The 23309-nt window shown below is 73.1% G+C and carries 21 protein-coding genes; 13 read left to right on the top strand and 8 right to left on the bottom strand.

Annotated features, from left to right (window positions below):
- Positions 1-152: 152 nt before the first annotated feature.
- The 9 genes from ABZ562_RS38415 (at position 153) to ABZ562_RS38375 (ending at position 9299) form a co-directional block, all read left to right on the top strand.
- Positions 153-827 carry a response regulator gene (locus ABZ562_RS38415; RefSeq protein ID WP_361489297.1) on the top strand — a complete coding sequence of 225 codons (675 nt, stop codon included), beginning with the start codon at positions 153-155 and terminating at the stop codon, positions 825-827.
- A 162-nt stretch (positions 828-989) separates the two neighbouring features.
- Complete coding sequence (locus ABZ562_RS38410) at positions 990-3809, top strand: DNA translocase FtsK (protein ID WP_361489294.1); 2820 nt, start codon at positions 990-992, stop codon at positions 3807-3809.
- 190 nt (positions 3810-3999) lie between these two features.
- The gene (locus ABZ562_RS38405; protein ID WP_361489291.1) at positions 4000-4827 is read left to right on the top strand and encodes a helix-turn-helix domain-containing protein; all 828 of its coding nucleotides are present in this window, start codon (positions 4000-4002) and stop codon (positions 4825-4827) included.
- Positions 4828-4895: 68 nt separating this feature from the next.
- A complete protein-coding gene (gene rimO / locus ABZ562_RS38400; protein WP_361489289.1) occupies positions 4896-6392 on the top strand; it encodes a 30S ribosomal protein S12 methylthiotransferase RimO in 1497 nt (498 codons plus the stop codon).
- Positions 6389-7051 (top strand): CDP-diacylglycerol--glycerol-3-phosphate 3-phosphatidyltransferase, encoded by a 663-nt coding sequence (gene pgsA / locus ABZ562_RS38395; protein WP_361489287.1) that lies wholly within the window; start codon positions 6389-6391, stop codon positions 7049-7051. Before rimO ends, pgsA begins: the two co-directional genes overlap by 4 nt.
- The gene (locus tag ABZ562_RS38390; protein WP_361489284.1) at positions 7048-7617 is read left to right on the top strand and encodes a CinA family protein; all 570 of its coding nucleotides are present in this window, start codon (positions 7048-7050) and stop codon (positions 7615-7617) included. The genes pgsA and ABZ562_RS38390 overlap by 4 nt, the downstream gene beginning before the upstream one ends.
- 109 nt (positions 7618-7726) lie before the next feature.
- Positions 7727-8110 (top strand): helix-turn-helix transcriptional regulator, encoded by a 384-nt coding sequence (locus ABZ562_RS38385; RefSeq protein ID WP_055549938.1) that lies wholly within the window; start codon positions 7727-7729, stop codon positions 8108-8110.
- Between the two features lie 146 nt (positions 8111-8256).
- Positions 8257-8736, top strand: a complete 480-nt coding sequence (locus ABZ562_RS38380) for a DNA starvation/stationary phase protection protein (protein WP_361489282.1) — start codon at positions 8257-8259, stop codon at positions 8734-8736.
- A 287-nt stretch (positions 8737-9023) separates the two neighbouring features.
- The gene (locus ABZ562_RS38375; RefSeq protein WP_361489279.1) at positions 9024-9299 is read left to right on the top strand and encodes a hypothetical protein; all 276 of its coding nucleotides are present in this window, start codon (positions 9024-9026) and stop codon (positions 9297-9299) included.
- On the opposite strand, the gene ABZ562_RS38370 is transcribed toward ABZ562_RS38375, so the two are convergent.
- From ABZ562_RS38370 to ABZ562_RS38355, 4 genes are all read right to left on the bottom strand, one after another.
- Complete coding sequence (locus ABZ562_RS38370; RefSeq protein WP_361489277.1) at positions 9247-10035, bottom strand: SDR family NAD(P)-dependent oxidoreductase; 789 nt, start codon at positions 10033-10035, stop codon at positions 9247-9249. The genes ABZ562_RS38375 and ABZ562_RS38370 overlap by 53 nt on opposite strands.
- Before the next feature lie 36 nt (positions 10036-10071).
- Complete coding sequence (locus ABZ562_RS38365) at positions 10072-10872, bottom strand: DNA-formamidopyrimidine glycosylase family protein (protein WP_361489274.1); 801 nt, start codon at positions 10870-10872, stop codon at positions 10072-10074.
- A 10-nt stretch (positions 10873-10882) separates the two neighbouring features.
- Positions 10883-15550 carry an ATP-dependent helicase gene (locus tag ABZ562_RS38360; protein WP_361489272.1) on the bottom strand — a complete coding sequence of 1556 codons (4668 nt, stop codon included), beginning with the start codon at positions 15548-15550 and terminating at the stop codon, positions 10883-10885.
- Positions 15551-15613: 63 nt separating this feature from the next.
- Entirely contained in the window at positions 15614-16570 is a 957-nt protein-coding gene (locus tag ABZ562_RS38355) for a hypothetical protein (RefSeq protein ID WP_361489269.1), read from the bottom strand.
- A 79-nt stretch (positions 16571-16649) separates the two neighbouring features.
- Between ABZ562_RS38355 and ABZ562_RS38350 the strand changes: the two genes are divergently transcribed.
- The 4 genes from ABZ562_RS38350 to recX all read left to right on the top strand — a co-directional run bounded on the left by ABZ562_RS38350 (position 16650) and on the right by recX (position 20062).
- Complete coding sequence (locus tag ABZ562_RS38350; RefSeq protein ID WP_361489266.1) at positions 16650-16844, top strand: DUF3046 domain-containing protein; 195 nt, start codon at positions 16650-16652, stop codon at positions 16842-16844.
- A 117-nt stretch (positions 16845-16961) separates the two neighbouring features.
- The gene (locus ABZ562_RS38345; RefSeq protein WP_361489263.1) at positions 16962-18167 is read left to right on the top strand and encodes an AI-2E family transporter; all 1206 of its coding nucleotides are present in this window, start codon (positions 16962-16964) and stop codon (positions 18165-18167) included.
- A 137-nt stretch (positions 18168-18304) separates the two neighbouring features.
- Positions 18305-19447, top strand: a complete 1143-nt coding sequence (gene recA, locus ABZ562_RS38340) for a recombinase RecA (protein WP_361489260.1) — start codon at positions 18305-18307, stop codon at positions 19445-19447.
- Positions 19448-19450: 3 nt separating this feature from the next.
- Complete coding sequence (gene recX, locus ABZ562_RS38335) at positions 19451-20062, top strand: recombination regulator RecX (protein WP_361489258.1); 612 nt, start codon at positions 19451-19453, stop codon at positions 20060-20062.
- A 48-nt stretch (positions 20063-20110) separates the two neighbouring features.
- Here recX and ABZ562_RS38330 read toward each other — a convergent pair whose 3' ends face one another.
- From ABZ562_RS38330 to ABZ562_RS38315, 4 genes are all read right to left on the bottom strand, one after another.
- Entirely contained in the window at positions 20111-20506 is a 396-nt protein-coding gene (locus ABZ562_RS38330) for a rhodanese-like domain-containing protein (RefSeq protein ID WP_361489255.1), read from the bottom strand.
- Positions 20507-20511: 5 nt separating this feature from the next.
- Positions 20512-21057, bottom strand: coding sequence for a cysteine dioxygenase (locus ABZ562_RS38325; RefSeq protein WP_361489252.1), 546 nt, complete (start codon positions 21055-21057; stop codon positions 20512-20514).
- A 61-nt stretch (positions 21058-21118) separates the two neighbouring features.
- The gene (locus ABZ562_RS38320) at positions 21119-21208 is read right to left on the bottom strand and encodes a putative leader peptide (RefSeq protein ID WP_324618140.1); all 90 of its coding nucleotides are present in this window, start codon (positions 21206-21208) and stop codon (positions 21119-21121) included.
- A gap of 124 nt (positions 21209-21332) precedes the next feature.
- Positions 21333-23078, bottom strand: a complete 1746-nt coding sequence (locus ABZ562_RS38315; protein WP_361489248.1) for an FAD-dependent monooxygenase — start codon at positions 23076-23078, stop codon at positions 21333-21335.
- Positions 23079-23309: the final 231 nt, after the last annotated feature.

Raw genomic sequence — 23309 nt, 5'->3', positions numbered from 1 at the left:
CGGTGACAGGGTGTGGCGAACAGCGGGGTGCGGCTACCATGACCGGCACAAGGACGGGCGACGCAAGGGAGTCGTCCCCTGGGGCGGCGCCCGGTGCTTCCCCCAGCGCTTCGAGCTGGGGAGACCCCAAGCCGGGACGAGGAGGACGGGGCATGGTGCAGAAGGCCAAGATCCTCCTGGTCGATGACCGGCCGGAGAATCTGCTGGCGCTGGAGGCCATTCTCTCCGCGCTCGATCAGACCCTGGTGCGGGCATCGTCAGGGGAGGAAGCGCTCAAGGCGCTGCTGACGGACGACTTCGCGGTGATCCTGCTGGACGTCCAGATGCCGGGCATGGACGGTTTCGAGACCGCGGCGCACATCAAGCGGCGGGAGCGGACCCGGGACATCCCGATCATCTTCCTCACCGCGATCAACCACGGACCGCACCACACCTTCCGGGGTTATGCGGCGGGTGCGGTCGACTACATCTCCAAACCCTTCGATCCCTGGGTGCTCAGAGCGAAGGTCTCGGTCTTCGTCGATCTGTACATGAAGAACTGCCAGCTGCGGGAGCAGGCCTCCTTGCTGCGGCTGCAGTTGGAGGGTGGCCAGTCGGCCGCCGGTGACAAGGAGTCGGCCGGGCTGCTGGCCGAGCTGTCCGCGCGGCTCGCCGCCGTGGAGGAGCAGGCGGAGGCGCTGTCCAAGCAGCTGGACGAGTCCGCCGACGCGGCGGCGGTGGCCACCGCCGCCCATCTGGAGCGCAAGCTCACCGGTCTGCGCCGGGCCCTGGACGCGCTGGAGCCCGGCGCCGGCAGTGGAGCCGGTCAGGTCCCCTCGCAGAACTGAGCGCGGCACCACCGCGCGGCCACCCGGCCGTTGACGTCCTGTCACCCTCCCCTCACCGCCCGGCCGGTGTCGCGCCCGGACGCGACACGGGTGTGACGTCGGTGGCGCCCGATGCCCATGCCATACGTGCTCCGTACGGCGGACGCGGGTAATCTCGCCCCCATGGCCTCTCGTACGTCCGGCAAGGGTTCCCAGAGCACGGCGGGCACCTCGAAGAAGCGCGCCGGGCAGCCCGGAGGCGCTGTGAAGAAGGCGCCCGCGAAGAAGGCGGCGGCCAAGAAGGCGCCCGCCAAGAAGCCCGCCGCGCCCGTGAAGAAGGCGGCCCCGAGGAAGAAGGCGGCCGCCAAGGCCCCCGCGCCGCCCGCGCCCTACGCCACCAGCGGTGTGTACCGCGCCGCCCGCGCCGTCTGGATGGGTCTCGCGCGCACCGTCGCGGCGATGTTCCGTTCCATAGGGCGCGGCGCGAAGGGGCTCGACCCGGCCCATCGCAAGGACGGCAGCGCGCTGCTGCTGCTCGCCGTGGCCCTGATCGTCGCGGCCGGTACCTGGTCCAGCCTCGACGGTCCGGTCGGCGATCTGGTCGAGATGCTCGTCACCGGCGCCTTCGGCCGTCTGGACCTGGTGGTGCCGATACTGCTGGGCGCGATCGCGGGGCGGCTGTTCCTCCACCCCGAACGTCCCGAGGCCAACGGGCGGATCGTCATCGGCCTGTCCGCACTGGTGATCGGCGTCCTCGGGCAGGTCCACATCGCCTGCGGCGCCCCCGGGCGCGGCCAGGGCGACGCGGCGATCCAGGACGCGGGCGGGCTGATCGGCTGGGCCGTCTCCCGGCCGCTGATCTACACGATGGGGGATGTGCTGGCCGTACCGCTGCTGGTGCTGCTCACCGTCTTCGGGCTGCTGGTCGTCACCGCGACCCCGGTCGCGGCGATCCCGCAGCGGCTGCGGTCGCTCGGCATCCGGCTCGGCCTGGTGCGGGACGAGGAGCAGGCGTACGGCTACGACGGCGCCGCCGACGCCGGGTACGACGACGAATGGCGCGAGAAGCCCGCCAGGCGGCCTCGCAGGACCTCGCTGGAGAAAGAGGGCGCGGACGGCGCCGGCGACTCCGAGCAGGCCGAGGAGGAGGCTCTGCGCAAGCGCCGGCGGCCGCGCCGGCCCTCGTCCGCCCAGCCCCCGCTGGACCGCCCCATGGACGCCGTGGACGTGGCGGCCGCCGCGGCCGCCTCGCTGGACGGCGCGGTGCTGCACGGCGTCCAGCCCTCCCCGCTCGTCGCCGGACTCAGCAGCGGCATCTCGGGCGAGCACGACGAGCACGACGGCGCATCCGGCACCGGCGGCGCGCCGGGCGCGCACGACTCCGGCAAGGCCGCGCCGGGCAAGGGCAAGAAGGGCCGGGCCGACGATTCCGTGTCCGGGCGGACCGAGGTCCCCGACCTCACCAGGACCGCCGCCGAGCCGAGCGAACCGCTGCCGCCGCGCGCCGAGCAGCTGCAGATCTCCGGCGACATCACCTACGCGCTGCCCTCCCTCGACCTCCTCGAGCGCGGCGGCCCCGGCAAGACCCGCAGCGCCGCCAACGACGCCGTGGTGGAGTCGCTGTCGAAGGTGTTCTCGGAGTTCAAGGTGGACGCCGCGGTCACCGGCTTCACCCGCGGCCCGACGGTCACCCGCTACGAGGTGGAGCTGGGCCCGGCCGTCAAGGTCGAGCGGATCACGGCGCTGACCAAGAACATCGCGTACGCCGTCGCCAGCCCCGATGTGCGGATCATCAGCCCGATCCCCGGCAAGTCGGCGGTCGGCATCGAAATCCCCAACAGCGACCGCGAGATGGTCAACCTCGGGGACGTGCTGCGCGCGGCCGACTCGGTGGGCGAGACGCACCCGATGGTGGTCGGGCTCGGCAAGGACGTCGAAGGCGGCTACGTGGCGCACAACCTGGCCACGATGCCGCACGTACTGGTGGCCGGTGCGACCGGTTCGGGTAAGTCGTCGTGCATCAACTGCCTGATCACTTCGATCATGGCGCGGGCGACCCCGGACGATGTGCGCATGGTGCTGGTCGACCCCAAGCGCGTGGAGCTGACCGCGTACGAGGGCATTCCGCATCTGATCACACCGATCATCACCAACCCCAAGCGCGCGGCCGAGGCCCTGCAATGGGTCGTCCGCGAAATGGATCTCCGCTACGACGACCTCGCCGCGTTCGGGTTCCGCCACATCGATGACTTCAACGCCGCGGTGCGCGCCGGGAAGGTGAAGCAGCCCGAGGGCAGCGAGCGGGAGCTCAAGCCGTATCCGTATCTGCTGGTGATCGTCGACGAGCTGGCGGACCTGATGATGGTCGCGCCGCGCGACGTCGAGGACTCCATCGTGCGGATCACGCAGCTGGCCCGGGCGGCGGGCATCCACCTGGTGCTGGCCACCCAGCGGCCGTCGGTGGACGTCGTCACCGGTCTGATCAAGGCGAACGTGCCCTCGCGGCTCGCCTTCGCCACCTCCTCGCTGGCCGACAGCCGGGTCATCCTGGACCAGGCGGGTGCCGAGAAGCTGATCGGCAAGGGCGACGGACTGTTCCTGCCGATGGGCGCGAGCAAGCCGGTCCGGATGCAGGGCGCGTTCGTGACCGAGGCCGAGGTCCAGGCGGTCGTCGCGCACTGCAAGGAGCAGATGGCGCCGGTCTTCCGGGACGACGTCACGGTCGGGACGTCGAAGAAGAAGGAGATCGACGAGGAGATCGGCGATGATCTCGATCTGCTGTGCCAGGCCGCTGAGCTGGTGGTTTCCACGCAATTCGGGTCGACGTCGATGCTCCAGCGCAAGCTGCGGGTGGGGTTCGCCAAGGCGGGCCGGCTGATGGATCTCATGGAGTCACGGGGCGTGGTCGGCCCCAGCGAGGGGTCAAAGGCGCGTGATGTGCTCGTCAAGCCGGACGAATTGGATGGCGTGCTCGACGTGATCCGCGGTAATGCTCACTCGTAAGGGTAAGGCGGGCAACCGTTTCCCCTGCCGAGACGTCAAGTTGAGGGAGGTGGCGGAGTGATGTCCAAGGATCTTGGTCACAGGTCAATCCCGATGGCGGACAAACTCCGTCCTCCCGCTTGCCCGACCCTTTCGCCCCACCCCTAGACTGAACCTCCAGCAGGTGGCTACACGCTCGAAAGGCGCCCCCGTGTCCATCGGCAACTCTCTCGAAGACGGTAACTCCCCCGAAGAAGACCGGCCTTCCGTCGGTCGCGCCCTCCAGCAGGCCCGCATCGCCGCGGGGCTGACCGTCGACGAGGTCAGTTCCGTCACCCGGGTGCGCGTCCCCATAGTGCAGGGGATCGAGCAGGACGACTTCTCCCGCTGCGGCGGGGATGTGTACGCCCGGGGGCACATTCGTGTGCTCGCGCGCGCCGTCCGGGTCGACCCGGAGGCGTTGATCAACCAGTTCGACGCCGAGCACGGCGGCCGGCCGGAGCCGACCCCCGCGGCGCCGCTGTTCGACGCCGAGCGCATCCGTCCCGAACCCCGTCGGCCGAACTGGACGGCCGCGATGGTCGCCGCGATCGTCGCCGTCGTCGGATTTGTCGGATTCACGCTTTTCAGTGGCGGTGAGAAGGGCGACGGGTCCCCGGTCGCCGAGGAGACCGGCTCGGCCAAGCCGACCGCCTCCACCTCCAGCAGCCCCAGCCCCGGCAAGTCCGGCGAGCGGAAGCCCGAGCCGTCCGAGAGCGCCATCGCGGGCGTCCCCGCGGACAAGGTCACCGTGAAGCTGACCGCCGAGGACGGCCAGAGCTGGATCTCCGCGCAGGACCACAACGGGCGGCTGATGGAGGAGGGCGTGCTGCGCAAGGGCCAGTCCAAGACCTTCAGCGACAGCAAGCGCATCGACCTGGTGCTGGGCAACGCCGGCGCGATCAAGCTCTTCGTGAACGGCAAGGAAGTCAAGAACCTCAGCCACAGCGGCTCGGTCCAGCGTCTGAGCTACACCAAGGGCGATCCCGAAGCGGGCTGACCAGCCCGGCGGCGGGGGTGGCAGACCTGCCAGCGGAGGGCGGCGCTGTGACAAAGTAGTCTGAGGCCATGCCCGAACGCCGCACTGTCGCCCTTGTCACTCTTGGCTGCGCCCGTAACGAGGTGGACTCGGAGGAGCTCGCAGGCCGCTTGGCGGCGGACGGTTGGGAGCTCGTCGAGCAAGCCGCCGACGCCGACGTGGCCGTCGTCAACACCTGCGGCTTCGTCGAAGCCGCGAAGAAGGACTCGGTCGACGCCCTGCTGGAGGCGAACGATCTGAAGGACCACGGCCGCACCCAGGCGGTCGTGGCCGTCGGCTGTATGGCCGAGCGGTACGGCAAGGAACTGGCCGAGGCGCTGCCCGAGGCCGACGGGGTGCTCGGCTTCGACGACTACACCGACATCTCCGGCCGGCTCCAGACCATCCTCTCCGGCGGCATCCACGCCTCCCACACCCCGCGCGACCGGCGCAAGCTGCTGCCGATCAGCCCCGCCGAGCGGCAGGACAGCTCCGCCGTGGCGCTGCCCGGCCATGCCCAGGACACCCCGCCCGAGGACCTGCCCGCCGGTGTCGCCCCGGCCTCCGGCCCGCGCGCCCCGCTGCGCCGCAGACTCGGGAACAGCCCCGTCGCCTCCGTGAAGCTGGCCTCCGGATGCGACCGGCGATGCTCCTTCTGCGCCATTCCGTCCTTCCGTGGCTCGTTCATCTCCCGCCGGCCGTCCGATGTGCTGGGCGAGACCCGGTGGCTGGCCGAGCAGGGCGTAAAGGAGGTCATGCTGGTCTCCGAGAACAACACCTCCTACGGCAAGGACCTGGGCGACATCCGGCTGCTGGAGACGCTGCTGCCCGAGCTGGCCGCGGTGGACGGGATCGAGCGGATCCGGGTCAGCTACCTCCAGCCCGCCGAGATGCGGCCCGGGCTGATCGACGTGCTGACCTCGACCGAGAAGGTCGCCCCGTACTTCGACCTGTCCTTCCAGCACTCCTCGCCCGGCGTGCTGCGCCGGATGCGCCGCTTCGGCGACACCGACCGCTTCCTGGACCTGCTGGAACAGATCAGAGGCAAGGCGCCGCAGGCGGGCGCCCGGTCGAACTTCATCGTCGGATTCCCCGGCGAGACCGAGGACGACGTGGCCGAGCTGGAGCGTTTCATCAGTGAGGCGCGGCTCGACGCGATCGGCGTCTTCGGATACTCGGACGAGGACGGCACCGAGGCCGCGGGCTACGAGGACAAGGTCGACCCTGACGAGGTCGCTGAGCGGCTGGAGCACATCTCGCGGCTCGCCGAGGAGCTGACCGCCCAGCGGGCGGACGAGCGGCTCGGCGAGACCGTCACGGTGCTGGTGGACGAGATCGACGACACCGGTGCCGTACTGGGCCGGGCGGCGCACCAGGCGCCCGAGACCGACGGGCAGACGCTGCTGCGCACGTCGGCCCGGCCCGCCGTGGGACGTATGGTCGAAGCGAAGGTGATCGCGGCGGAGGGAGTGGACCTCGTCGCGGAGCCGCTGGAACCGCTGGAGCAGCGGGGCGGCGGCGTGTGTACCGAGGAGGCGGCCAGATGACAGGCGTCCCGGCCTCCGCCGCGGGGAGCCACCACCGGACCGCCGCGGCCGCCCGGCCGGCCGGATTGTGGAACATCGCCAACATCCTCACCATGGCGCGCCTGGTCCTGGTGCCGGGGTTCGTTTTGTTGATGTTCCACAACGGCGGGTACGACCCGGCCTGGCGCGCCTACGCCTGGGCCGCCTTCGCGATCGCCATGATCACCGACCTGTTCGACGGGCATCTGGCCCGCCGGTACAACCTGGTCACCGACTTCGGCAAGATCGCCGACCCCATCGCGGACAAGGCGATCATGGGGGCGGCGCTGATCTGTCTGTCGGCCCTCGACGACCTGGCGTGGTGGGTGACGGGCGTGATCCTCCTCCGTGAGCTGGGGATCACGCTGATGCGGTTCTGGGTGATCCGGATCGGGGTCATCCCGGCCAGCCGCGGCGGAAAGATGAAGACCCTCGCCCAGGGCGTGGCCGTGGGGATGTACATCCTCGTGCTCACCGGGCCGCTGGCCACGCTGCGGTTCTGGGTGATGGCCGTGGCCGTCGCCCTGACCGTCCTCACCGGCCTCGACTACGTACGGCAGGCCCTGGTGCTGCGCCGGGCGGGCCGCGCGGCGCGGAGCGGCGGTGTGGGGGAGGAGCCCGGGCAGGAACCGGCCCGATGAGCGGCGACGAGACGGCGGTGGCGCGAGGCGGTGCGGCGGCCGGAAGCGGCGCGGCCGGGGACGGTGCGGCCGAGGTACTGGCGCTGCTGGTGCGGCGCGGGCAGACCGTGGCCGTCGCCGAGTCCCTGACCGGCGGCCTGGTGGCCGCCGAGCTGACCGCCGTGGACGGGGCCTCCCGGGCCTTCCGCGGCTCGGTGACCGCGTACGCCACCGATCTCAAGCGCGAGCTGCTGGGCGTGGACGGCACCCTGCTGGCCGAGCGCGGGGCGGTGGACGCGGAGGTCGCCCGGCAGATGGCCCGGGGCGTACGGCGCGCCCTGGGCGCCGACTGGGGCGTGGCGACCACGGGTGTGGCGGGTCCCACACCGCAGGACGGCCAGCCGGTGGGCACGGTCCACGTGGCCGTCGCCGGGCCCTCGAACAGCCCGGCGGCCGCGGCGCTGCGGCTGGAGGGGGACCGGGCCGGAATCCGCGCACAGAGTGTCCGCGCCGCGGTCAAGCTGCTGTTCAGCGAATTGATCGCGACAGCGGGGGCACAGGATACGGAACAACACGACGAATTTTGATGTTTGCAGCCCTGAGTGAACACGACATCGCTCCCCGCACGGGCACAGCCAGAGGCGGTACGGTGGGGCGAGAAGGATCCGGATCCGAGGTCCGAGGAGGGAGCCAGCGATGATTCTGCTCCGTCGCCTGCTGGGTGACGTGCTGCGCCGGCAGCGCCAGCGCCAGGGCCGTACTCTGCGCGAGGTTTCCTCCTCCGCCCGGGTGTCGCTCGGCTATCTGTCAGAGGTCGAGCGCGGGCAGAAGGAAGCCTCGTCCGAGCTGCTGTCGGCGATCTGCGACGCCCTGGACGTACGGATGTCACAGGTCATGCGCGAGGTCAGCGACGAGCTGTCGCTCGCGGAGCTGGCGGAGTCGGCCACGGCGAGCGAGAAGGTGCCCGCACCGATGCGGCCCATGCTCAATTCGGTGTCCGTCACCTCCGTGACGGGCGTCCCGGACGAGCGGGTGACCATCAAGTCGCCCAAGGAGGCAGTGGACGTCGTGGCGGCCTGACGGCCTCCACGTCAGCGCGGAAGCTCTTCGAGCCCCGGTCGGTAGCGATACCGGCCGGGGCTCGATGTTTGATCGGCGGCTTTCCGGTCACCTGACTGGTGGAGAGGTAATCAAGGGGGGCCAAACGGTCGAACAGGAGGAAGTGGATGTCTGTGGTCAAGAGCCCGCTCGCCGAGGAAAGTCTCAAGGTCGTCGGCGACGCTCTACAAGGCGCCCTCGTCGACCTCGTCGACCTCGCCCTGGTGGGCAAGCAGATCCACTGGACGGTCATCGGACCGCGTTTCCGCACGGTTCACTTCCAGCTCGACGACGTGGTGTCGACCGCCAGGACGCATGCCGACACCGTCGCGGAGCGTGCCGCGGCGCTCGGGATCGCGCCGGACGGACGGGCCGAGACGGTGGCCAAGCAGAGCGCGGTCGGCACGGTCAAGGACGGCTGGACCCAGGACACGGATGCCGTGAGGGCGCTCGTGGACGCACTGGGGTCCGTGATCTCGCGCATGCGCGAGCGCATCGCCGCGACGGATGAGCCGGACCCGGTGACCCAGGACATTCTCATCGGGGTCACCCGTGACCTGGAGAAGCACCACTGGATGTTCCAGGCGGAGAACGTCAACGGACACTGAGTGACGAGACAGGCAGGGCAGAGGCGGTAGTTCCGCTCGCACCCTGTGTGGTCATCGCCGGGGCACGGCCCCCGGCCTCCGGCGATGGCCGCACAGTCTGCGAGCTGACGGATGTCGGCTCAGGGGTCGGCCGCGGGTGTGCCCCGCTCTGGGTGCGCCGCGCGGTGCGGCTGGGCACACTGAGGGAGCGCGGGGGTCCGACACGCGCTGACGGGCCTTCTGTGCGCCCTCCCGCCGCGTGCGAACAGGCGTCTAGCGTCGCCCGCTAGTCGCCCGAAGGAGGCAGCATGGCAGCCGTGGGAGGGGCCGGCACCCTGCGCCGAAGGCCGGTTCGATGGGTGATCGCGCTCGTTCTCGGCTGTCTGTGGTGGTGGTCCGTGCTCCGGTTGGCGGTGCAGCCGTCCGGGACCGGACCGGTCGAGGGGGCGTTCGCCGTCGGCGGCTGGGGGCTGAGCCTGCTGCCCGTGCACTGCGGACCCTCGCCCCGGCGCGCAGGCGTGCGCGAGCGGATCACCAGGGCATCGCGACTCCGCCATTCGGGCGCAGGATCTGGCCGGTCGTGAACGCGGAGGCGTCCGACGCCAGGTGCAGGACCGCGTGGGCGACGTCCTCCGGCTCGCCCACCCGCCCCAGCGGTGCGTGGCGGACCATGGGGGCCTCGGCGCCCCGCTGCTCCTCGGCGGTGCCGCGCCGTGTCATGGGCGTACGGACCCAGCCCGGGGCGACCGCGTTGACGCGGATGCCGTGGGGTCCCACCTCGGCGGCGAGGGTCCGGGTCAGCTGGACCACGGCGGCCTTGGCGACGCCGTAGCACAGCAGCCCGGGGGTGCCGGAGTCGATCGCGCCGGAGGCCATGGTGACGATGGACCCGCCGGCGCCGTGGCCGATCATGGCGCGGGCCGCCTCCTGGCAGCCGTACAGCACCCCCTTGAAGTTGACCGCCAGCACCCGGTCCAGATCGTCCTCGGCGGTCTCCAGGACCGTGCTGCGGTGCATGATCCCGGCGATGGCGGCCATCACGGCGAGATGGCCCCCGGCACGGGCGGCCGCCGTGGCGGCGGCGGAGACGACGGCCGCGACCTGGGCGCGGTCGGTGACGTCGAGGGGGTGGGCGTGGGCGCCGCCGCCGTCGGCGGTGATGCGCTCCGCGGTCCGTTGGGCGCCCTTCCCGTCCAGATCGGCGCAGTGCACGACCGCCCCGGCCGCCGCCAGCAGGACGGCGGTCGCCCGGCCGATGCCGCTCGCGGCGCCGGTGACCAGTGCGGTGCGGCCGGTGAGGTCGTACGCCGTGACGGTCATGGCCCGACGGTACGACCGGATCTGACGACCCGTCAATTACTCTGGCGGGGGCGGCTCCGGCTGGCACCCCGGGCACCAGAAGGTCGTACGCTCCTGACCCGCGGTGCCCTGGTCCGTGGCGCGCACCGGCGAACCGCAGCGCGCACAGGGCCGCCCGGCGCGGCCGTACACCCACAGCCGCCGGCCGGGGCGATCGTGGGGTGTGGTGACCCGGGCCCGGCGCGTCCGGTTCGCCTCCAGAAGCCGCTTGGCGAGGGCCACCAGCCGCTCGGGGGAGGGGACGCGGCCGATCGGCAGCCAGGGCGGGATCCGCAGCAGGAAGCACAGCTCGCACTTGTACACATTGCCGATCCCGGCCAGGTTGCGCTGGTCCAGCAGCGCCTCGCCCACCGTGCGGGACGGATCGGCGAGCAGCCGTCTCAGCGCCTCGTCCGGATCCCAGTCCGGGCCGAGGAGGTCGGGCCCGAGGTGGCCCACCGCACGGTCTTCCTCCGCGGTGCGCAGCAGCTCCAGGACCGGGAGACGGTACCCGACGGCGGTGCGCTCGGCCGTGGCCAGGACAGCGCGGATCTGGTGGTGCGGGCCACCGCGCCAGCGCTCGCCGTGGCCGTACACCAGCCAGGCGCCGTCCATCCGCAGATGGGAGTGGAGGGTCAGCCCGCCCTCCACCCGGGTGAGCAGATGCTTGCCGCGCGCGACCACCTCGAGGACCCGGCGGCCGGTGAGGTCGACGGTCGCCAGCCGGGGCACCCGCAGGTCGCAGCCGGTGAGCGGCGGGCCCGCCAGCGCCTCGTGGAGGCGCCGGGCCGTCTGCCAGACGGTGTCTCCCTCGGGCATCTCCGCCCCCTCAGGGACGCAGCCGCAGGCCGCGCGGGGTCGCGTGGAAGCCCGCGGCTTCCAGGACGCGGCCGATCGGCGAGGACAGCGCCGCGGCGCCGTTGACCCGCTCGACGGTCACCGAGCCGAGGGCGCCCGCGCGGGCCGACTGGGCCAGGGCCTCCACCGCGGTACGCAGCCGGGCGTCGTCCTCCGGGGACGCCGCCTCCGCCTCGCCAGCGGGCCAGGCGAGCAGGGTCTTGCCCCCGCGCTCCATGTAGAGGCCCAGCTCGCCGTCGGCGAGCACCACCAGCGCGCCCGCCTTGCGGCCCGGCCGGTGGTTCGCGCCCTCGGGCGGATCGGGCCAGGGGAGGGCCGCGCCGTACGCGTTGGCGGGGTCGGCGGCGGCGAGGACGACGGTGCGCGGGGAGGACGGCCCCGGCTGACCGCCGAAGGCCGCGCCCGCCGCCCGGTCGCGCGCCGTGCTGACCGCGCGCAGCCGGTCGACCGCGCCGTCCATCGCGAACTGCGCGGCGCCCAGCCCCTCCACCACATAGCCGCGGCGCGCCTGGCCGGTCTCCTCGAAGGCGGACAGCACCCGGTACGCGGCGGAGAAGCCGCCCTCGACCCCCTCGGCGGCGACCGCCCCGCGGGTGACCACGCCGTGCCGGTCCAGCAGGGTGCGCGCCAGGGCGTGCGCCCGGTGGGTGGGCTCGGGCTCGCGCTCCGGCAGCAGCGACCAGCGTCCTGCGACGGTCGGCGGCCCGCTGCGCGAGGCGGTGGGGCGGCCGGTGCGCCCGGTCAGCGTGCCGTACCGGCCCCGGGGGACCGAGCGCTTGGCGCGGTGGGCGGTGGCGCCCGCGGTGCGGCCCGAGCCCAGCAGGGAGCGCAGCGGGGCCAGGGTGTCGCCGGTGAGCCGCCCGGACCAGGCCAGATCCCATATGGCCTCGGCGAGCTGGGCGTCCTGGAACTCGTGACCGGCGGCCCGGACCTGCTCGGCGATCTGCCGGAAGAACAGTCCGAAGCCCCCGGCCAGCGCGTCCAGCACGGCCTGGTGGAGCGGCTCCGCCTCGAAGGGGTGGGGGGTGTGCAGGAGCAGCGGCGCGGTCTCGGCGAGATGGAGGCTGACCCAGCCGTCCTTGCCGGGCAGCGCGCCCGCCCCGGCCCAGACCACCTCGCCGGCGGCGGTCAGCTCGTCGAGCATCGTCGGGCTGTAGTCGCCGACCCGGGAGGGCAGGACGAGCTTCTCCAGGGCGGACGCCGGGACCGGCGCGCCCTGCAGCTGCTCGATGGCGCGCACCAGCCCGTCGATGCCCCGCAGGCTGTGGGTGCCCAGATGCTGCCACTGGGGGAGGAAGGCGGCGAGCGCCGAGGGCGGTACGGGCTCCAGCTCCTCGCGCAGCGCGGCCAGCGAGCGGCGGCGCAGCCGGCGCAGCACGGCGGCGTCGCACCACTCCTGTCCCAGGCCCGCCGGATGGAATTCGCCCTGGACGACGCGGCCGCTCGCGGCCAGCCGCTGCAGCGCGCCGTCGGTGACGGCCGTGCCCAGGCCCAGCCGGGCGGCCGCCTCGGCGGAGGTGAACGGGCCGTGGGTGCGGGCGTAGCGGGCCAGCAGATCGCCGAGCGGGTCCGCGACCGGTTCGGTGAACGCCTCGGGGACGCCCACCGGCAGCGCCGTGCCCAGGGCGTCACGCAGCCGCCCCGCGTCCTCGACGGCCGCCCAGTGCTCCTCGCCCGCGATACGGACCCGGATGGCGCGCCGGGCCCGCTCCAGCTCCTCCGCCCACGCCGGTTCGGCGCCGCGCCCGGCCAGCTCGGCGCCGGTGAGCGGGCCGAGCAGCCGCAGCAGATCGGCGACGCCCTCGGCGTCCTTGACCCGGCGGTCCTCGGTGAGCCACTGCAGCTCGCGCTCCAGCTCGGCCAGGACATCGGCGTCCAGCAGCTCGCGCAACTCGGCCTGGCCCAGCAGCTCGGCCAGCAGCCGAGAGTCCAGGGAGAGGGCCGCGGCGCGCCGCTCGGCCAGCGGCGAGTCGCCCTCGTACAGGAACTGCGCGACGTAGCCGAAGAGCAGCGAGCGGGCGAAGGGGGACGGCTCCGGGGTGGTCACCTCCACCAGCCGCACCCGCCGGGCCTCGATGTCGCCCATCAGCTCGGTGAGGCCGGGCACGTCGAAGACGTCCTGCAGGCATTCGCGGACGGCCTCCAGGACGATGGGGAACGAACCGAACTCGCTCGCCACCTGGAGGAGCTGGGCGGCACGCTGGCGCTGCTGCCACAGCGGGGTGCGCTTGCCGGGATCGCGGCGCGGCAACAGCAGGGCGCGGGCGGCGCATTCACGGAAGCGGGAGGCGAACAGGGCGGAGCCGCCGACCTGGTCGGTGACGATCTGGGACACCTCGCCCTGGTCGAAGGCGACATCGGCCGCGCCGATGGGGGACTGCTCGCCGTCGTACTCGGTGCCCTGCCGCATCGGATCCGCGTCCAGCAGGTCCAGGCCCATGAGGTCCGCGTCGGGCAGCCGCAGCACGATGCCGTCGTCCGCGTGCATCACCTGGGCGTCCATGCCGTACCGCTCGGACAGCCGCGCGCCGAGCGCGAGCGCCCAAGGGGCGTGGACCTGGGCCCCGAAGGGGGAGTGGACCACCACGCGCCAGTCGCCCAGCTCGTCACGGAAGCGCTCCACCACGATCGTCCGGTCGTCCGGCACATGGCCGCAGGCCTGGCGCTGTTCGCCGAGGTAGGCGATCACGTTGTCGGCGGCCCAGGCGTCGAGCCCGGCGGCCAGCAGCCGCTCCCGGGCCTTCCCGGGGGCGAGGGCGCCGACCTCGCGCAGGAACGCGCCCAGCGCACGGCCCAGCTCCAGCGGGCGGCCGAGCTGGTCGCCCTTCCAGAAGGGGAGCCGGCCGGGGACGCCGGGAGCGGGGGAGACCAGGACGCGGTCGCGGGTGATGTCCTCGATCCGCCAGGACGTGGTGCCCAGGGTGAACACATCGCCCACCCGGGACTCGTAGACCATCTCCTCGTCCAGCTCCCCGACCCTGCCGCCGCCCTTCTTCGGGTCCGCGCCCGCCAGGAAGACGCCGAACAGCCCGCGGTCGGGGATGGTGCCGCCGGAGGTCACCGCGAGCCGCTGCGCCCCCGGCCGCCCCGTCACCGTATGGGCGACCCGGTCCCACACCAGGCGCGGCCGCAGCTCGGCGAAGGCGTCGGAGGGATAGCGGCCCGCGAGCATGTCGAGGACCGAGGTGTACGCCGACTCCGGGAGCGAGGCGAACGGGGCGGCGCGGCGGACCAGGGCCAGCAGCTCCTCCACGTCCCAGCTGTCCATGGCCGTCATGGCGATGAGCTGCTGGGCGAGCACGTCCAGCGGGTTCGCGGGCACCCGCAGCGACTCGATGGCCCCCTCCCGCATCCGCTCGGTGACCACCGCCGCCTGCACCAGATCGCCCCGGTATTTGGGGAACACCACACCGGTGGAGACCGCGCCCACCTGGTGGCCCGCCCGGCCCACCCGCTGCAGCCCGGAGGCCACCGAGGGCGGCGACTCGACCTGGATCACCAGGTCCACCGCGCCCATGTCGATGCCCAGCTCCAGGCTGGAGGTGGCGACGACGGCGGGCAGCCGGCCCGCTTTCAGATCCTCCTCGACCAGGGCCCGCTGCTCCTTGGACACCGAGCCGTGGTGCGCGCGGGCGAGCAGCGCGGGCGCGCCACGGGCCGCACCGGCCTCCGCCATCAGCTCGGCGGGGGAGTGGTCCTCGGGCAGCGCCTCACCGGTGGCCCGCTCGTAGGCGATCTCGTTGAGCCGGTTGCACAGCCGCTCGGCCAGCCGGCGGGAGTTGGCGAAGACGATCGTGGACCGGTGCGCCTGGACGAGATCGGCGATCCGCTCCTCCACATGCGGCCAGATCGACGGCTTCTCGCCCGGCTGCCCGTCCTGGGCCGGGGAGCCGCCCAGCTCCCCCAGATCCTCGACGGGGACGACCACCGACAGGTCGAACTCCTTGCCCGAGGGCGGCTGGACGATCTCCACCGCGCGGTGCGGCGACAGATAGCGCGCCACCTCGTCCACCGGGCGCACCGTCGCCGACAGGCCGATCCGCCGGGCGGGCCGCTCCAGCAGCTCGTCCAGCCGCTCCAGGGACAGGGCGAGATGCGCGCCGCGCTTCGTCCCCGCGACGGCGTGCACCTCGTCCAGGATCACCGTCTCCACGCCGCGCAGTGCCTCCCGGGTGGCGGAGGTGAGCATCAGGAACAGCGACTCGGGGGTGGTGATGAGGATGTCCGGCGGGCGGGTGGCCAGGGCGCGGCGCTCGGCGGCCGGGGTGTCGCCGGAGCGGATGCCCACCCGGATCTCCGGCTCGGGCAGGCCCAGGCGCGCCGATTCGTGCCGGATGCCGGTGAGCGGACTGCGCAGATTGCGCTCCACATCCACCGCCAGGGCCTTCAGCGGCGACACGTACAGCACCCGGCAGCGCTTGCGGGCCTCGGCGGGCGGCGGCTCGGCGGCCAGCCGGTCCAGCGCCGCCAGGAACGCCGCCAGCGTCTTGCCGGAGCCGGTCGGGGCGACCACCAGCACGTCCGAGCCCTCGCCGATCGCCCGCCACGCCCCCTCCTGGGCGGCCGTGGGCGCGGTGAAGGCACCCGTGAACCACCCGCGGGTGGCCGGGGAGAATGCGTGCAGCGCCGACCGTGCCATGCCCCCCATCGTGCACCGCCCCACTGACAACGGGTCGTCTCCGCAGGTCAGCGCGGCGGCCGCTCAGACCGCCCGCCCGTAGGCGCGCAGCGTGAGCAGCGCCTCGACGGTCACCACCGACCGCCACTCCAGCGCGGCCCCCGCGGTCCAGGTCCGCCGCCGGACCGGCCAGCCGCCGTCCTCCCGCTGTGCGTTCGCCAGGAAGTCCAGCGAGCGCTCCACCTCCGCGTCGGTGAACCAGCGGCGGGCCAGCGAGGCGGGCGTACGGGCGATGTCGTACACGAAGGTGTGCTCGCCGGGGCCGTGGCCGGGCGGCGGGGGACCGTCCTCGGCGTGCTCGGGGTCCAGCACCACCAGCCGCCGCTCCCGCACCCGGCGGCCCAGCCGCTCGGCCATCTGCTCGGCGCGCGCCCGGTCCGGCGCGCCGTCCAGGAAGGCGACGGCCGCCCCCACCTCGTACGGACGCGCCGGCGCGCCCTCCGCCAGGGCCGTCACCGCCGCCCAGCAGAAGTCCGTGGCCCGGAACAGCCAGGCGTGCCACACCTCGTTGCGGTGCAGCAGCCCCACCACAGGACCGGTGGTCAGCAGATCGCCGCGCGGATGGTCCGACGGCCGGATCCAGGGGGCGGCCGGGTAGTCGCGCAGCGACGGGTGGCACGCGGGCAGCGCGCCGTCCCGGGTGGAGATCGCGGTCAGATAGCGGCACAGCCGCTCGACCCGCTGCCCGCCGCAGCGGCCGATCCCGTCGAGCACCCGAAGGGCGTGCGCGGCGTGCTGCGGCTGGCTCACCGGTCCGCGCAGATCCGGCTCCAGGGCGTGGCCGTAGCCCCCGTCGGTGCCCAGGTACGCGGCGAGCGCGGTCTCGACCGGCTCGGCGTCGGCGTCCTGGAAGTGATACGCGAACCGGCGCTGCTCGAGCACGCGTGCGGTCAGCCACACGAACCGCGCGGCGCGCGCGAGCGGCGAAGCGGGCGCGGGCGGCGTGGACGGGGAGGAGGGGACTGCTGCGGATCGATCCATGGGACAGACCGTAGGGCGGGAAACGCCCCCGGAAGGGGGCTCACGCCCCGGTGCACCCCGGGAGCGCGATACTGGTCGCATGCGGTTGACGGTCTTCTGGCAGCGGATGGCGGATCACTTCGGCGAGGCCTACGCCGACTCCTTCGCGCGCGATCATGTGATGTCCCAGCTCGGCGGCCGGACCGTCCACCAGGCGCTCGCCGCGGGGTGGGATGCCAAGGACGTCTGGCGCGGGGTGTGCGCCGCGATGGAGATCCCGGCCGAGAAGCGCTGACGAGCGCTGACGCCGACGAGCGGCGGCGGGCGCCGAGCGCGGTCCGGGACGTGGGAGAGGGAGGCGGACTCCCGGGGCGGCCGGATTTTCGGGACGGGTGTACGCCACACTTGCCGGGTGGCCCCGACCGAAGAGACCCTCTCCCCCGACGCCGACGGCGTCCCGACCACCGCACAGGCCCCCAAGGACGCGCCGGCGCAGTCCGCGCGCATGCCGCGCTGGCTGCCCCGAGCCATGGTGCTCGCCCTCGCCCTGGTGGCCTGTTACCGGCTTGCCACCTGGGCCTTCGATCAGCTGACCGGACTGCTGCTGAACGTCCTGATCGCGTTCTTCCTGGCCCTCGCGATCGAGCCGGCCGTGGACCGCATGGCCGCGCGCGGTGTCCGCCGGGGCCTGGCCACGGGACTGGTCTTCCTCGGCATCCTCATCGGCGCCGCGGGCTTCTTCACCCTGCTCGGCTCGATGCTGGCCGACCAGATCATGACGATGGTCCAGGACTTCCCCAAGTACCTCGATCAGGTGGTCAGCTGGGTCAACGACACGTTCCACACCCGGCTGTCGCGGCTGGAGATCCAGGACAGCCTGCTCCACTCCGACTGGCTGCAGAGCTATGTGAAGAACAGCGCCGACAACGTGCTGGACGTCTCGACGCAGGTGCTCGGCGGGCTCTTCAGGCTCCTCACGGTGACGCTGTTCGCCTTCTACTTCGCCGCCGACGGCCCCCGGCTGCGCCGCGCGCTGTGCTCCGTCCTGCCGCCGAACCGGCAGACCGAGGTGCTGAGGGCCTGGGAGATCGCGGTCGCCAAGACCGGCGGCTACATCTACTCGCGCGGCCTGATGGCGCTGATCTCCGGGGCCGCGCACTACATCCTGCTGGAGAGCCTGGGCGTGCCCTACGCCCCGGCGCTGGCCGTCTGGGTGGGGCTGATCTCGCAGTTCATCCCGACCATCGGCACCTATCTGGCGGGCGCCCTGCCGATGCTGATCGCCTTCACCGTCAACCCCTGGTACGCGATCTGGGTGCTGGTCTTCGTCGTGGTCTACCAGCAGTTCGAGAACTACCTGCTGCAGCCGAGGATCACGGCGCGGACCGTGGACATCCACCCCGCCGTCTCCTTCGGCTCGGTGATCGCGGGTACCGCGCTGCTCGGAGCGGTGGGGGCGCTGATCGCGATTCCGGCGACCGCGACGCTGCAGGCGTTCCTCGGCGCGTACATCAAGCGCTACGACGTGACGGACGATCCGCGGATGCACGGGCGCACGCGGCGGCGCGGTGCCTCCGCGCTGGCGCGGGTGCGGCACGCGCTGGCCCGGCGCAGTTGACACAAAAATCGAACATCCATTCTCATGGAGGCCCGGCCCGGTTATCCACAGGCCGAGCACGTCCGGGCCGCTTGTCAGTGGCAGGCGCTAGCGTCATGGACGTGAAGCGATCGACTCAAGCAAACCGGGTGGAACCCATGGCAGGAAACGACCGCGAGAAGGCGCTCGACGCCGCGCTCGCACAGATTGAACGGCAGTTCGGCAAAGGCGCCGTGATGCGCATGGGCGACCGGCCGAACGACCCCATCGAGGTGATTCCCACCGGGTCGACCGCTCTCGACGTCGCCCTCGGCGTGGGCGGCATCCCGCGCGGCCGCGTGGTGGAGGTCTACGGCCCGGAGTCCTCCGGTAAGACGACCCTGACCCTGCACGCGGTGGCCAACGCGCAGCGGGCGGGCGGCGCCGTGGCCTTCGTGGACGCGGAGCACGCGCTCGACCCCGACTACGCGCAGAAGCTGGGCGTGGACACGGATTCGCTGATCCTGTCCCAGCCGGACAACGGCGAGCAGGCGCTCGAGATCACCGACATGCTGGTCCGCTCCGGTGCCCTCGACCTCATCGTCATCGACTCCGTCGCCGCGCTGGTGCCGCGCGCGGAGATCGAGGGTGAGATGGGCGACTCCCACGTCGGACTCCAGGCCCGGCTGATGAGCCAGGCGCTCCGGAAGATCACCAGTGCGCTGAACCAGTCCAAGACCACCGCGATCTTCATCAACCAGCTGCGCGAGAAGATCGGCGTCATGTTCGGCTCTCCGGAGACGACGACCGGCGGCCGGGCACTGAAGTTCTACGCCTCGGTCCGCATCGACATCCGCCGTATCGAGACCCTCAAGGACGGTACGGAGGCAGTGGGCAACCGCACCCGCTGCAAGGTCGTCAAGAACAAGGTCGCGCCGCCCTTCAAGCAGGCCGAGTTCGACATCCTCTACGGCCAGGGCATCAGCCGCGAGGGCGGTCTGATCGACATGGGCGTCGAGCACGGCTTCGTCCGCAAGTCCGGCGCCTGGTACACCTACGAGGGCGACCAGCTCGGCCAGGGCAAGGAAAACGCCCGCAACTTCCTGAAGGACAACCCCGATCTCGCCAATGAGATCGAGAAGAAGATCAAGGAGAAGCTCGGGATCGGTGTGAAGCCCGCGGACCCGGCCGCCGAGCCCGGCCCGGACGCGGCGGGTGCCGCGCCCGCCGCCTCACCCGCCGCCGCGCCGACGAAGGCCGCGGCCGCCCCGGCGGCCAAGTCCGGGGCGAAGGCGGCCAAGACCGCCGCCACGAAGAGCTGATCCATGACACGGCGGACCGACTGGCCGGACGGCCCGGGCCGTCCGGAGCCCCCGGACCGTCCGGATCGCGGCGCCCCCTCCTCGTCGAGGGCCGAGCAGGGGACGCCGCTCGGCCCGGAGGAGCAGGCGCGGGCGATCTGCCTGCGCCTGCTCACCGGGACCCCGCGCACCCGTAAGCAGCTCGCGGACGCCCTGAGCGCCCGTGGCATCCCCGACGAGGCGGCACAGGAGGTGCTGTCCCGGTTCGAGGACGTCGGGCTGATCGACGACGCGGCGTTCGCGGGTGCCTGGGTGGAGTCCCGGCACCACGGCCGGGGCCTGGCCCGCCGGGCGCTCGCCCGTGAGCTGCGCACCAAGGGCGTCGACTCCGCAGTGATCGCGGACGCCGTGGAACAGCTCGACGCCGACCAGGAGGAGCAGACCGCCCGCGAGCTGGTCGAGCGCAAGCTGCGCACCACCCGCGGCCTCGACCGGGACAAGCGGCTGCGCCGCCTCGCCGGAATGCTCGCCCGCAAGGGGTATCCCGAGGGCCTGGCGCTCCGGGTGGTGCGGCGAGCGCTGGAGGAGGAGGGCGAGGACCCGGAGCTGCTGGAGCACCATCTGCCCGACGCCTGACCCTGCGGCCCGCGGGCCCGGGCCGCTACGGGGGCGGTCCGGCTCGGGTCAGTGCACCGGGAGGCCGGCCGCTCGCCAGGCCTGGAAGCCGCCGGCCAGATCGGTGGCCCGCGTCAGGCCCAGCTGCCGCAGCGAGACCGCCGCGAAGCTCGACGCGTAGCCCTCGTTGCAGACCACCACCACCCGCAGATCGTGGTGCGTGGCCTCGGGCAGCCGGTGGTCGCACTGCGGGTCGAGCCGCCACTCCAGCTCGTTCCGCTCGACGATCAGCGCTCCCGGGATGGTGCCGTCGCGCTCCCGCAGCGCCGCGTACCGGATGTCGACCAGCAGTCCGCCCGCGGACTGCACGGCAGCGGCCTCCTCGGGGCCGAGCCGGTCCAGCCCCTGGCGCGCCTCGGCCAGCAGCTCGTCCACGCTCCGCTTCGTCACATGTGCCGCGCTCATCGTCGCTACTCCCATTCCTGCGGCCGCTCGACCTGCTCCAGCCGCAGCACCTGGCCGGTGCGGCTGTAGCGCCGCATCAGCGGCAGCGGCGGATAGTAGGCGTGCACCGACACCGCGTGCCGCTCCGGCGACGGGTTGATGACCTCATGGACATGGTGTGCGCCGAAGGCCCGGCCGAGCCCGGCGGACAGCCGCCGTTCGCGGTCCACTCCCTCGGCCAGTTCGAGGGTCTTCCAGCCCTCGGTGGGCAGGCGGACGGCCAGCGACTGTTCGTTCAGCTCACCGGCCGCCGTCACGAACGCCCCGTGCGAACCGCCATGGTCGTGCCAGCCGGTGCCGGTGCCGGGCGGCCAGGCGATCAGCCATGCCTCGCTGCCGCCCGGACCGTCCAGCCGCAGCCAGGTGCGGCCCTCCGGATCGAGCGGGAGCGAGGCGACGAGTTCGGCGTCGGCGGCGGTACGACGGACGAAGTCCAGCAGATCGGCCGCGCTGGGCGGCGCGGCGGGGCCGGCCGAAGGGCGCTCGGAGGAGAGAAGGGATGCGTCGGACACGGGAACCGTCCTGGGTGATCGCGAAAGAGGCGCGGCCGGGCCGCGCGGGAGGAGAAGCGGATCAACAGGACGGACGACACACGCAGCCCGCGTAGCGGAGGAGGTCCAGATGGACCCTCCGCCAGAAGCGAGGCAGGCCGGTGTCAGTCACGCTCCGCAGTGAAGCATGATCTGGAACGGAAGGTCAATCGTGTCGGCGCGGGCCCGGAGCGCTCACACCACGGCGTACGACGTCAGCGGCATGGAGCGTGCGGGGGCAGGTGACACACTCCTCACTACCGGCGTGCCGTGGCCTCCGTGTCCTGATGGTCTCGCTGTTCCGCGTCCGCACCCCGGGCGGTGTCCCCGCCCCGCGCCGCGTCCGCGCACGCGTACAGCTCGGCCGGCCGTACCCCGGACAGCGCCGCGGCGAGGTGACCGTCCGGCCGCACCAGAAGCACGGTGTGGGCCGGGGCCCCCGGGTACTCCTCGGCGACCAGCAGTTCCGTGCGCATCGGCAGGGCCGTGACGGCCGCCGCCAGCCGGGGCATCAGCCCGGCACGCATCCAGTGGCGGCGGTCCCACACCCCGGTGCCCGGGGCGACCAGCACCACCAGCAGCTCCCGGCCCAGCCGCTCCCACAGCCGCACCACCGCGCCGTCCGGCGCGGTCACGCGGACATCGGCCACCGGCGCCCCGGTCGGCGTGCCCACCGTGACCGAGCCCTCCGGTGGCGCCGTGGGGGCCAGCGGGGAGCGGTTGTAGACGGGGGGCGCCCCCAGCGGGCCGCGGCCGAGGTGACCGTCGGTGAGCAGCGCGTCATGGCCGCGCGTGCCGCCCGGCAGCACCGTGCGCCGTACCGCGTGCCACCCCCCGGCCGCCCGGACCAGCGGCAGCGCCTGGTCGGCGGTGCGCAGCCGCGCGGCGAAGGCCGTGCGCCGCTCCGCCTGATAGCTGTCGAGCAGGGCGTCGGAGGCGCCGTGGTGCCAGGCGAGGGAGAGCTTCCATGCCAGGTTGCCGACGTCCCGCAGCCCTTCTTCCAGCCCCTGGGTGCCCAGGGCGCCGTGCAGGTGGGCGGCGTCCCCGGCGAGGAAGGCGCGACCCACGCGCCAGCGCCGGGCGAGCCGGTGGTGCACGGTGTGCACGCCGGTGTCCAGAAGCTCGTAGGGGATCGCGGTGTCCTCGCACCACCCCGCGAGAGTGTCGCGCACCCGGACCATCAGGGCGTCCGGGGTGACGAGGTCGCGGCCGGGCGGGAGCAGCCAGTCGATCCGCCAGACGCCGTGCGGCAGCGGCCGGGCGGTCACCTCCGCGTCGATGCTGCGCCACGGCGGGGAGCGGTGCAGTACGGCCTCGCCGGGCCAGGGGAGGTCGGCGCGCAGGGCGGCGACGGCGTGCCGTTCCACCGCCGTACGGCCGGGGAAGCGCACCCCCAGCTGCTTGCGGACGGTGGACCGGGGGCCGTCGCAGCCGACCAGATGGCTGCCCCGCCACCAGGTGGCCTGGGCGCCCCGGGTCCGTACGCTCACCCCGCGCGCGTCCTGCTCGACGGTCTCCACGCGGGTGCCGGGGACGATCCGCACGAGGTCCTCGTCACCGATCGTGGCCAGCGCCGCCCGCAGCGCGCGGGTCAGCTCGTGCTGCGGCAGATGCAGCGGCGAGGACACCGGCGCCTCGGGCTCGTCGTCCCGCGCGGCCCCGTCCCGCCGGTCGCCCTCCTGCGGGCCGCCGTCCCCGGGGGCGTTTGCCGCCGAGGGAGGGGCGCCGAAGAGCGGGCCGGGTTCCAGGGGGACGTGCCGGACGAGCTGGCGCCGGCGCAGCGTGCGCCACCCCGTCCACGGCCGCGCGCCGGCCGCGGCCCGGCAGCCCAGCCGCTCCAGCAGGGCGGCGGTGTCCGGGCGCAGCACGACGGTGCGGGCCAGGCGTGGCTCATCGCCCCCGGTGGTCTCGTCGAACAGCACGACGGGGACGTCCAGACGGGCGAGTGCGAGGGCCAGGGTGAGCCCGACCGGGCCCGCCCCGGCGACGATCACCGGGTCCACGGCGCGGTTCCCATGGCCCTGCGGGGCGTACGTGACGTACGGAAACTGGCAGTTGAAACCCGGTGAGCGATCACAGAAAGCATGCAACCGACTGCGAGTGCCCGCGTCAAGCGGCGACGGGCGGGGGGGGGGGGGGCGCCCCCCGGCAGGAACCGGGTGGCGAAGGCCGTGTTGCCCGCCGGGGGGTACCGCCGCGGGTGTTACAAGGTGTTGTGCGCCGGGGAGGGCCCC

Origin of the sequence: Streptomyces sp. NPDC019937 (assembly GCF_040631655.1) — a bacterium.
Taxonomy (GTDB): domain Bacteria; phylum Actinomycetota; class Actinomycetes; order Streptomycetales; family Streptomycetaceae; genus Streptomyces.
The sequence above is the reverse complement of the archived record's forward strand: the minus strand, read 5'-3'. Positions and strand labels throughout refer to the sequence as shown.

Excerpts from the sequence above, each read along its gene's own strand:
- ABZ562_RS38375 (WP_361489279.1), top strand. The coding sequence starts at position 9,024 with ATGGCAGCCGTGGGAGGGGCCGGCACCCTGCGCCGAAGGCCGGTTCGA.
- ABZ562_RS38410 (WP_361489294.1), top strand. The coding sequence starts at position 990 with ATGGCCTCTCGTACGTCCGGCAAGGGTTCCCAGAGCACGGCGGGCACC.
- ABZ562_RS38360 (WP_361489272.1), bottom strand. The coding sequence starts at position 15,550 with ATGGCACGGTCGGCGCTGCACGCATTCTCCCCGGCCACCCGCGGGTGG.
- pgsA (WP_361489287.1), top strand. The coding sequence starts at position 6,389 with ATGACAGGCGTCCCGGCCTCCGCCGCGGGGAGCCACCACCGGACCGCC.
- ABZ562_RS38380 (WP_361489282.1), top strand. The coding sequence starts at position 8,257 with ATGTCTGTGGTCAAGAGCCCGCTCGCCGAGGAAAGTCTCAAGGTCGTC.
- recA (WP_361489260.1), top strand. The coding sequence starts at position 18,305 with ATGGCAGGAAACGACCGCGAGAAGGCGCTCGACGCCGCGCTCGCACAG.
- ABZ562_RS38415 (WP_361489297.1), top strand. The coding sequence starts at position 153 with ATGGTGCAGAAGGCCAAGATCCTCCTGGTCGATGACCGGCCGGAGAAT.
- ABZ562_RS38365 (WP_361489274.1), bottom strand. The coding sequence starts at position 10,872 with ATGCCCGAGGGAGACACCGTCTGGCAGACGGCCCGGCGCCTCCACGAG.
- ABZ562_RS38330 (WP_361489255.1), bottom strand. The coding sequence starts at position 20,506 with ATGAGCGCGGCACATGTGACGAAGCGGAGCGTGGACGAGCTGCTGGCC.
- ABZ562_RS38390 (WP_361489284.1), top strand. The coding sequence starts at position 7,048 with ATGAGCGGCGACGAGACGGCGGTGGCGCGAGGCGGTGCGGCGGCCGGA.
- rimO (WP_361489289.1), top strand. The coding sequence starts at position 4,896 with ATGCCCGAACGCCGCACTGTCGCCCTTGTCACTCTTGGCTGCGCCCGT.
- ABZ562_RS38350 (WP_361489266.1), top strand. The coding sequence starts at position 16,650 with ATGCGGTTGACGGTCTTCTGGCAGCGGATGGCGGATCACTTCGGCGAG.
- ABZ562_RS38385 (WP_055549938.1), top strand. The coding sequence starts at position 7,727 with ATGATTCTGCTCCGTCGCCTGCTGGGTGACGTGCTGCGCCGGCAGCGC.
- ABZ562_RS38355 (WP_361489269.1), bottom strand. The coding sequence starts at position 16,570 with ATGGATCGATCCGCAGCAGTCCCCTCCTCCCCGTCCACGCCGCCCGCG.
- recX (WP_361489258.1), top strand. The coding sequence starts at position 19,451 with ATGACACGGCGGACCGACTGGCCGGACGGCCCGGGCCGTCCGGAGCCC.
- ABZ562_RS38370 (WP_361489277.1), bottom strand. The coding sequence starts at position 10,035 with ATGACCGTCACGGCGTACGACCTCACCGGCCGCACCGCACTGGTCACC.